General features: G+C 75.8%; 6 protein-coding genes. 3 read left to right on the top strand and 3 right to left on the bottom strand.

Features of this window, described 5'->3' with window-relative positions:
- A partial coding sequence (locus ACFV6D_RS38500) for a glycoside hydrolase family 3 N-terminal domain-containing protein (protein WP_380563380.1) occupies positions 1-1,081 on the bottom strand: 1,081 nt, incomplete at its 3' end.
- 166 nt (positions 1,082-1,247) lie between these two features.
- Positions 1,248-2,780, bottom strand: coding sequence for a PLP-dependent aminotransferase family protein (locus ACFV6D_RS38505; RefSeq protein ID WP_380563382.1), 1,533 nt, complete (start codon positions 2,778-2,780; stop codon positions 1,248-1,250).
- Here ACFV6D_RS38505 and ACFV6D_RS38510 point away from each other — a divergent pair.
- Positions 2,779-3,654 (top strand): L-histidine N(alpha)-methyltransferase, encoded by an 876-nt coding sequence (locus tag ACFV6D_RS38510; RefSeq protein ID WP_380563384.1) that lies wholly within the window; start codon positions 2,779-2,781, stop codon positions 3,652-3,654. The genes ACFV6D_RS38505 and ACFV6D_RS38510 overlap by 2 nt on opposite strands.
- Before the next feature lie 39 nt (positions 3,655-3,693).
- Here the strand turns inward: ACFV6D_RS38510 and ACFV6D_RS38515 are convergent, their stop codons facing one another.
- The gene (locus tag ACFV6D_RS38515; protein WP_063350635.1) at positions 3,694-4,197 is read right to left on the bottom strand and encodes a MarR family winged helix-turn-helix transcriptional regulator; all 504 of its coding nucleotides are present in this window, start codon (positions 4,195-4,197) and stop codon (positions 3,694-3,696) included.
- 111 nt (positions 4,198-4,308) lie between these two features.
- Here ACFV6D_RS38515 and ACFV6D_RS38520 point away from each other — a divergent pair, with 111 nt between their 5' ends.
- Complete coding sequence (locus tag ACFV6D_RS38520) at positions 4,309-5,238, top strand: EamA family transporter (protein WP_380563386.1); 930 nt, start codon at positions 4,309-4,311, stop codon at positions 5,236-5,238.
- An 87-nt stretch (positions 5,239-5,325) separates the two neighbouring features.
- Positions 5,326-5,967, top strand: coding sequence for an NAD(P)-dependent oxidoreductase (locus ACFV6D_RS38525; RefSeq protein WP_380563388.1), 642 nt, complete (start codon positions 5,326-5,328; stop codon positions 5,965-5,967).
- The last annotated feature ends 39 nt before the right edge of the window (positions 5,968-6,006 follow it).

Here is a 6,006-nt window from a genome sequence, read left to right on the forward strand (position 1 = left end):
AGTCACGGGCGGAGCAGAGGATCAGGTCCATCCCGGCCTCGGCGGCGGCCACCGCGCGGTCGCCGGGGCCGCCGTACGGGGCGAGGGCCTCGGCCTCCAGGGCGTCGGTGACGGTGACGCCCCGGAAGCCCAGACGGCCGCGCAGCTCGCCCTCGACCACGGCGGGCGACATCCCCGCCGGGCGGTCCGGGTCGAGCGCCGGGTAGACCGCCCAGGAGGCCATCACCAGCCGGACGCCCGCCGCGATGGCCGCCCGGTAGGGCTCCTCGCCGCGGGTGCGCAGCTCGTCCAGCGGCACGGACAGGGTGACGGGGCGGTCATCGGTGTTCTCGCCGTTGACGGCCGAGCCCAGCCCGGGGAAGTGCTTGGCGGTGGCGGCGACGCCCAGGCCCTGCTGGGCGGCGAGGAAGGCGCTGCCCAACTCGCCGACGCCGGCGGGGTCCTGACCGTAGGAGCGCTCATGGCGGTCGATGAAGTTGCCCGGGGTGTCGTAGACGTCCAGCACCGGCGCGAGGTTCACGTTGAGCCCCGCGTCCGCGAGCGTCCCGGCGGCGCCGACCCCGGCGCGGCCCGCCGCGCCGAGCGGGTCGGGCTCCGATCCGGTCCGGCGGGCGGAGAGTTCGGGCTCGCCGGGCAGGCGGCGCACCTTGCCGCCTTCCTGGTCGGTCATCAGCAACAGCCCCTCGGACACCGGCGACTGCGCCGCCGCCTGCCGCAACTGACCGACGGCCTCGGCGAGTTGCGCCGGGCTCGTGACATTCTCGGCGAACAGGATGACCCCGGCCGCCCGCCCCTCCCGAATCGTCTGCAGCACGCCCGGCGGCGGTGTCGGACCGGCGTAGGAGAGTACGATCCGGCGCCCCGCGAGCTGCCGCGCGTCCTGATCGGCCATCTCCGCCACCACCGTCCCCTCACCCGGGGCACTGACCCTCCCGGGTATCGACCCCGGCACGTCCGATATCGACTCCGGCACGGACGCCGGTGCCGACGCCGACACTGACCCGGCCGGAACCGGCCCGAGCGTGGCCGCCAACACCACCAGCATCGCGCCGAACTGGACGGTGCGCCGAAGCACGGCCATCACGCCTCCCTGAGGTCGGCAGCGGGATACGGCCCGTCAAGGCACCCGAGGCCGTCAAGGCACCCGAGCCCGTCGCCACCATAGCCCGGACCCCGGAGGAGCACACCCGCGCCCGCGCGGACGGGGGACCCGGGCACCGGCCGCCCTCAGACCTCAGCCCTCAGCCCTACCGGCGCAGCAACCGCCCCAGGACGGCGATCCCCTCCGCGATCTCCCCCGGCGCACCCGCCGCGTAGCCGAGCACCAGTCCCGGCGGGTACGGCAGCCGCGCGTGCCAGGACAGCGGCTGCACCTTGACGCCCTCGGCGAGCGCCGCTGTGGCCAGTTCGGTGTCCGTGCAGCGGACCCCGGGCGGCAGGGTGAGCATCAGGTGCAGGCCGGCCGCCGCGCCGTGGACGGTGGCGCCGGGGAGGTGGGCGTGGACGGCGGCGATCATCGCGTCCCGTCGGCGGCGGTGGCGGTGACGCAACAGCCGCAGGTGGCGGTCGAGTTCGCCGGACTCCATCAGCCGGGCCAGCACCAGCTGCGGCAGCACCGGGTTGCCCAGGTCGGCGAACCGCTTGGCCTCCAGGACGGCCTCGCGCAGCCGCGGCGGCACCAGCAGCCAGCCGGTGCGCAGCGCGGGGGCGAGCAGCTTGGAGATGCTGCCCGCGTAGCAGACCTGCTCCGGCAGGGCGGCGCGCAGCGCGGGGACGGGCGGGCGGTCGTAGCGGTGCTCGGCGTCGTAGTCGTCCTCGATGACCAGGCCGCCCTCGCCCGCCCAGCGCAGCATTTCGCGCCGCCGCTCGCCGCCGAGGACGACCCCGGTCGGGTACTGGTGGGCCGGGGTGAGCAGGACGGCCGGGGCGCCGGTGGCGCGCAGCGCGTCGACCCGGACGCCCTCGGCGTCGACCGGGACGGGCGGGGTCGCTGCGAGCCAGTGGGCGAGGTGCTGGCGGGCGCCGAGCGAGCCCGGGTCCTCGACGGCGACCTCGGTGACGCCCATCCGGCCGAGGGCCCGGCCGAGCAGGGCGAGGGCCTGGGCCGTCCCGGCGACGATCAGCACCTCGTCCGGGTCGGCGCGGATGCCCCGGTTGCGGGCCAGCCAGTGGGCGACGGCCCGGCGCAGTGCGGGGGTGCCGCGGACGTCGCCGTAGCCGAGGTCGGCGGCGGCGAGGCCGTCGAGGACGGCGCGTTCGGCTCGCAGCCAGGCGGTGCGGGGGAAGGCGGCGAGGTCGGGCACGCCGGGCGTGAGGTCGATCCGGGCGGGCGTGCCGCGCAGCAGGTCGAACACCTCGGGGTCGGGGTCCGCGTGGAACAGGACGGGCTCCGGCCGGGCGCGCGGCGGGGCCGGGGGTGTGGCTGACAACGGGGGCGCGGGCGGCGCCGGAACCGCGACGACGACGGTGCCGCCCCTGCCCCGGCCGGCGATCTGGCCCTCCTCGGCGAGGCGCCGGTAGGCGTCGGTCACCACTCCCCGGGAGACGCCGAGTTCGGCCGCCAGCCCCCGGGTGGCGGGCAGCCTGCTGCCCGTGGGGAGGCGGCCGTCGGCGATGGCCTCGCGCAGTCGGCGGGCGAGCCAGCCGGTCAGGCCGCCGGGCGGGGCGTCGGCGGTGTCGAGCTGGAGGAAGTCGGCGCCCGGGTCCGCCTGTTTGGACCTGTCGTCCGGCGCTTCTTTGGACCTGTTCACCGGGCCATTGTGGCGTGAGGGTGGGGCCATGACCACGGAAACGGCACCACTGAACGGCCGGCAGGACACCGAAGGCCCCGACCACCTCACCGGCTACGTCCCGGGTTACGTCCACGGCCACTCGGAGACCGAGGCGCAACGGCTCGGCGACCAGGCGGACACCCTCGCCGAGCTGCTGCACGCGGGCACCGCGTACCCGGCGGGCAGCCGGGTGCTGGAGGCCGGCTGCGGGGTGGGGGCGCAGACCGCGCACCTGCTGGCCGCCAGTCCCGGCGTGCTGCTGACGGCGGTGGACGTCTCGGCGGAGTCGCTGGCGCAGGCCCGGGCCCGGGTGGCGGCCGAGGCGCCCACCGCGCGGGTCACCTGGCACCACGGCGACCTGCACCGACTCCCCTTCCCGGACGGCGCGTTCGACCACGTCTTCGTGTGCTTCGTGCTGGAGCACCTGGCCGATCCGGTGGCCGCGTTGACCGCGCTGCGGCGGGTGCTGCGGCCGGGCGGGACGATCACGGTGATCGAGGGCGACCACGGCTCGGCCTTCTTCCACCCGCAGGGCCCGGCGGCCCGCGACGCGGTCGACCTGCTGGTGCGGCTCCAGGCGGCGGCGGGCGGCGACGCCCTGCTCGGGCGCCGCCTGTACCCGCTCCTGGCGGAGGCCGGCTTCCGGGACGCGGCCGTCCGCCCCCGCACCGTCCACGCCGACGGCGCCCGCCCCGCCCTGGTCGAGGGCTTCACCCGGCGCACCTTCGTCGCGATGGTCGAGGCCGTCCGCACCGAGGCGCTGGCCACCGGGCTGACCACCCCCGACGCCTTCGACCGCGGCATCGCCGAACTGCGCCGCACGGCCGAGCCGGGCGGGACGTTCCACTACACCTTCTTCAAGGCGGTGGCGGTCAACCCGTAGGCCGGTCGGGCGGGGAGGTCCGCCCGCCTGCCCGCCCGCTCACTCCGGGCTGTCGCCGAGGGCGGCCAGGAGGGTGCGCATGGCGTCGACGAGCGCGGCGGTCCGGGGGGCGTCGAGGCCGGCGAGGAGGAGCCGCTCGGTGGCGAGGTGGTCGGGGAGGGCGCGGTCGATCAGGGCGTGGCCCTCGGGGGTGAGCCCGACCACGCGGCTGCGGCCGTCCTGGTCACTCTGGGTGCGGGTGACCAGGCCGCGGGCCTCCAGACGGTCGAGGCGCTGGGTGATGGCGCCGGAGGTGACCATGGCGGACTGCATCAGTCCGGTGGGGGTGAGCCGGTAGGGCGGGCCGCTGCGTTTGAGGGTGGCGAGGACGTCGAAGGAGGCGGCGTCCAGGCCGTGTTCGCCGAAGGTCCGGTTGAGCTCCGCGTCCATCAGGCGGTAGAGGCGCTTGAGCCGGCCGATCACCTCCATCGGGGAGACGTCCAGGTCGGGGCGCTCGGCGGCCCATTGCGCGACTACTCGGTCCACATGATCTGCATCTGCCACAGGTTCAGGGTAGGGGATTCCGCCGGGATTCCTTAGCGATGAGGTAACTGTGAGCCACGTCACCCCGTCAAAGCGGTGAGAGATGCCTTAGCGCTGAGATACATTTGCTTAGTGCTAAGAAACCGCCTCGGAATCGTGCTGGTGACGGCGATAGCCCCCGCCGTCTGGGGGTCGACGTACATCGTCACCACCGAACTGCTCCCGCCCCACCGTCCACTCCTCGCGGCCGTCCTCCGGGCCCTGCCCGCAGGGCTGCTGCTGATCGCCGTCACCCGCCGGCTGCCGAAGGGCAGCTGGTGGTGGCGCGCACTGGTCCTCGGCGCGCTGAACATCGGCGCCTTCCTCGCCCTCCTCTTCATCGCCGCCTACCGCCTCCCCGGCGGGGTCGCCGCCACCGTCGGCGCCGTCCAGCCGCTGATCACCGCCGGACTCTCGGCCGCACTGCTCGGCGACCGGCTCACACCGCGCACGGTGATCTGCGGCATCGCGGGGATCGCGGGCGTCAGCCTGCTGGTCCTGCGGGCCAACGCCCAGCTGGACGCCGTCGGCGTGGCCGCCGCGCTCGCCGGCGCGGTCGTCATGGCCACCGGCGTCGTCCTCTCCAAGCGCTGGGTCTCCCCCGCCCCGCTGCTCGCCACCACCGGCTGGCAGCTCACCGCCGGCGGACTGCTGCTGGTGCCGGTCGCGCTGTTCGTCGAGGGCGCCCCGCCGTCCCACCTCACCGGCGGCAACCTGCTCGGCTACGGCTACCTCAGTCTGATCGGCGCGGCGCTCACGTACGCGCTCTGGTTCCGCGGAATCCGGGCACTACCGCCGACCTCGGTCTCCTTCCTCTCGCTGCTCAGCCCGGTGGTCGCCACCGCGATCGGCTGGCTGGCCCTCGGGCAGGACCTCAGCCCGCTCCAGGCGCTCGGCGCACTGATCGTCCTCGGCTCGCTGATCGCGGCCCAGACCCGGCGCCGCCCCAGCACCACCGCGGCCTCCGCGCCCGCCGTACCCAGCGCCCCGGCCGCCGCGCCGCCCGTCCGCGAGAACGCCTGACCCCGCCCCGCTCCCGCCGAACTCCCCTCCGCACTCCCCGATCCCCGCCCAGCAGCCGCTGGCACCCACCGCACCAGGAGAACCTCCATGCACATCACCGTGTTCGGCGCCACCGGCAACGTCGGCAGCCGGGTGGTGACCGAGGCGCTCGCCCGCCACCACCGGATCACCGCCGTCCTGCGCGACCCCGCCAAACCGCACGGCCTGCCGGCCGCCGTCGCCCTCGGTGTCGGCGACGCCCGCAACCCCGAGGACGTCGCCCGCCTCGCCGCCGGGCAGGACCTGGTGATCACCGCCACCCGCCCGGCGCCCGGCAGCGAGCACGAGCTGTCCGCCGCCACCCGGGGCCTGCTGGCCGGTCTCGCCGGAACGGGCGTGCGCCTGATGGCCGTCGGCGGCGCGGGCAGCCTCACCCTCCCCGGCCGCGGCGGGACGACCCTCGCCGACGACCCCGGCTTCCCCGCCGAGCTCCGGCCGATCGCCCGGGCCTGCCGCGAGCAGCTCGACCTCTACCGCGCCGCCGACCCGGACGTCGACTGGACCTACCTGAGCCCCGCCGCCCTGCTCGAACCCGGCGAGCGCACCGGCCGCTTCCGGCTCGGACGGGACGAACTGCTGGTGGACGCCGAGGACGCCTCGGTGATCTCCATGGAGGACCTCGCCGTCGCCCTGCTCGACGAGGCCGAGCAGCCCGCGCACCGCCGCACCCGCTTCACCGCCGCCTACTGACCTGGGGCGTGTTTCATCATTCCCGCCGGGCTCGCGACG

Source organism: Kitasatospora sp. NPDC059812 (assembly GCF_042732075.1).
Taxonomy (GTDB): domain Bacteria; phylum Actinomycetota; class Actinomycetes; order Streptomycetales; family Streptomycetaceae; genus Kitasatospora.